1 tRNA gene and 2 rRNA genes are annotated in these 3540 nt (G+C 51.0%); all 3 read left to right on the top strand.

Features of this window, described 5'->3' with window-relative positions:
- The 3 genes from HU765_RS26495 (at position 1) to rrf (ending at position 3494) form a co-directional block, all read left to right on the top strand.
- A tRNA-Ala gene (locus HU765_RS26495) sits at positions 1-76 on the top strand.
- A gap of 238 nt (positions 77-314) precedes the next feature.
- Positions 315-3208, top strand: a 23S ribosomal RNA gene (locus HU765_RS26490).
- A gap of 170 nt (positions 3209-3378) precedes the next feature.
- A 5S ribosomal RNA gene (gene rrf / locus HU765_RS26485) occupies positions 3379-3494 on the top strand.
- Positions 3495-3540: the final 46 nt, after the last annotated feature.

Genomic DNA, 3540 nt, shown 5'->3' with positions numbered 1-3540 from the left:
GGGGCCATAGCTCAGCTGGGAGAGCGCCTGCCTTGCACGCAGGAGGTCAGCGGTTCGATCCCGCTTGGCTCCACCATAAACTGCTTCGAAGTTTGAGAGTTTAGAAATGAATATTCAGCGTGAATATTGATTTCTAGTCTTTTGATTAGATCGTTCTTTAAAAATTTGGGTATGTGATAGAAAGATAGACTGAACGTTACTTTCACTGGTAACGGATCAGGCTAAGGTAAAATTTGTGAGTTCTCTTAATTGAGAAATTCGAATTTTCGGCGAATGTCGTCTTCACAGTATAACCAGATTGCTTGGGGTTATATGGTCAAGTGAAGAAGCGCATACGGTGGATGCCTTGGCAGTCAGAGGCGATGAAAGACGTGGTAGCCTGCGAAAAGCTTCGGGGAGTCGGCAAACAGACTTTGATCCGGAGATGTCTGAATGGGGGAACCCAGCCATCATAAGATGGTTATCTTGTACTGAATACATAGGTGCAAGAGGCGAACCAGGGGAACTGAAACATCTAAGTACCCTGAGGAAAAGAAATCAACCGAGATTCCCTTAGTAGTGGCGAGCGAACGGGGACTAGCCCTTAAGTGGCTTTGAGATTAGCGGAACGCTCTGGAAAGTGCGGCCATAGTGGGTGATAGCCCTGTACGCGAAAATCTCTTAGTCATGAAATCGAGTAGGACGGAGCACGAGAAACTTTGTCTGAATATGGGGGGACCATCCTCCAAGGCTAAATACTACTGACTGACCGATAGTGAACTAGTACCGTGAGGGAAAGGCGAAAAGAACCCCGGAGAGGGGAGTGAAATAGATCCTGAAACCGTATGCGTACAAGCAGTGGGAGCCCACTTTGTTGGGTGACTGCGTACCTTTTGTATAATGGGTCAGCGACTTATTTTCAGTGGCGAGCTTAACCGAATAGGGGAGGCGTAGCGAAAGCGAGTCTTAATAGGGCGTCTAGTCGCTGGGAATAGACCCGAAACCGGGCGATCTATCCATGGGCAGGTTGAAGGTTGGGTAACACTAACTGGAGGACCGAACCGACTACCGTTGAAAAGTTAGCGGATGACCTGTGGATCGGAGTGAAAGGCTAATCAAGCTCGGAGATAGCTGGTTCTCCTCGAAAGCTATTTAGGTAGCGCCTCATGTATCACTGTAGGGGGTAGAGCACTGTTTCGGCTAGGGGGTCATCCCGACTTACCAAACCGATGCAAACTCCGAATACCTACAAGTGCCGAGCATGGGAGACACACGGCGGGTGCTAACGTCCGTCGTGAAAAGGGAAACAACCCAGACCGTCAGCTAAGGTCCCAAAGTTATGGTTAAGTGGGAAACGATGTGGGAAGGCTTAGACAGCTAGGAGGTTGGCTTAGAAGCAGCCACCCTTTAAAGAAAGCGTAATAGCTCACTAGTCGAGTCGGCCTGCGCGGAAGATGTAACGGGGCTCAAACCATACACCGAAGCTACGGGTATCACCCTCGGGTGATGCGGTAGAGGAGCGTTCTGTAAGCCTGTGAAGGTGAGTTGAGAAGCTTGCTGGAGGTATCAGAAGTGCGAATGCTGACATGAGTAACGACAATGGGTGTGAAAAACACCCACGCCGAAAGACCAAGGTTTCCTGCGCAACGTTAATCGACGCAGGGTTAGTCGGTCCCTAAGGCGAGGCTGAAAAGCGTAGTCGATGGAAAACAGGTTAATATTCCTGTACTTCTGGTTATTGCGATGGAGGGACGGAGAAGGCTAGGCCAGCTTGGCGTTGGTTGTCCAAGTTTAAGGTGGTAGGCTGAGATCTTAGGTAAATCCGGGATCTTAAGGCCGAGAGCTGATGACGAGTTACCCTTTGGGTGACGAAGTGGTTGATGCCATGCTTCCAAGAAAAGCTTCTAAGCTTCAGGTAACCAGGAACCGTACCCCAAACCGACACAGGTGGTTGGGTAGAGAATACCAAGGCGCTTGAGAGAACTCGGGTGAAGGAACTAGGCAAAATGGCACCGTAACTTCGGGAGAAGGTGCGCCGGTGAGGGTGAAGGACTTGCTCCGTAAGCTCATGCCGGTCGAAGATACCAGGCCGCTGCGACTGTTTATTAAAAACACAGCACTCTGCAAACACGAAAGTGGACGTATAGGGTGTGACGCCTGCCCGGTGCCGGAAGGTTAATTGATGGGGTTAGCTAACGCGAAGCTCTTGATCGAAGCCCCGGTAAACGGCGGCCGTAACTATAACGGTCCTAAGGTAGCGAAATTCCTTGTCGGGTAAGTTCCGACCTGCACGAATGGCGTAACGATGGCGGCGCTGTCTCCACCCGAGACTCAGTGAAATTGAAATCGCTGTGAAGATGCAGTGTATCCGCGGCTAGACGGAAAGACCCCGTGAACCTTTACTATAGCTTTGCACTGGACTTTGAATTTGCTTGTGTAGGATAGGTGGGAGGCTTTGAAGCGTGGACGCCAGTTCGCGTGGAGCCATCCTTGAAATACCACCCTGGCAACTTTGAGGTTCTAACTCAGGTCCGTTATCCGGATCGAGGACAGTGTATGGTGGGTAGTTTGACTGGGGCGGTCTCCTCCTAAAGAGTAACGGAGGAGTACGAAGGTGCGCTCAGACCGGTCGGAAATCGGTCGTAGAGTATAAAGGCAAAAGCGCGCTTGACTGCGAGACAGACACGTCGAGCAGGTACGAAAGTAGGTCTTAGTGATCCGGTGGTTCTGTATGGAAGGGCCATCGCTCAACGGATAAAAGGTACTCCGGGGATAACAGGCTGATACCGCCCAAGAGTTCATATCGACGGCGGTGTTTGGCACCTCGATGTCGGCTCATCACATCCTGGGGCTGAAGCCGGTCCCAAGGGTATGGCTGTTCGCCATTTAAAGTGGTACGCGAGCTGGGTTTAGAACGTCGTGAGACAGTTCGGTCCCTATCTGCCGTGGACGTTTGAGATTTGAGAGGGGCTGCTCCTAGTACGAGAGGACCGGAGTGGACGAACCTCTGGTGTTCCGGTTGTCACGCCAGTGGCATTGCCGGGTAGCTATGTTCGGGAAAGATAACCGCTGAAAGCATCTAAGCGGGAAACTTGCCTCAAGATGAGATCTCACTGGAACCTTGAGTTCCCTGAAGGGCCGTCGAAGACTACGACGTTGATAGGTTGGGTGTGTAAGCGCTGTGAGGCGTTGAGCTAACCAATACTAATTGCCCGTGAGGCTTGACCATATAACACCCAAGCAATTTGCTTGCTTCGAGCTGAAAAGCGAAAGAGCGCCAGATTGCGGTGTGTGAAGACGAAACGAACCGAAAGTTTGAATCTCACAAAACACCGAAAGCTGTCACATACCCAATTTGCTGAAGCGCGGCCCTCTGGCCACGATTCGGTACCCGAATTTCTTGACGACCATAGAGCGTTGGAACCACCTGATCCCATCCCGAACTCAGCAGTGAAACGATGCATCGCCGATGGTAGTGTGGGGTTTCCCCATGTGAGAGTAGGTCATCGTCAAGATTAAATTCCGAAACCCCAATTGCGAAAGCAGTTGGGGTTTTGTTTT

The sequence above is a fragment of the Pseudomonas sp. SWRI81 genome (genome assembly GCF_014268545.1).
Taxonomy (GTDB): Bacteria; Pseudomonadota; Gammaproteobacteria; order Pseudomonadales; family Pseudomonadaceae; genus Aquipseudomonas; species Aquipseudomonas hamedanensis.
This window is presented reverse-complemented; position numbering and strand designations above follow the sequence as displayed.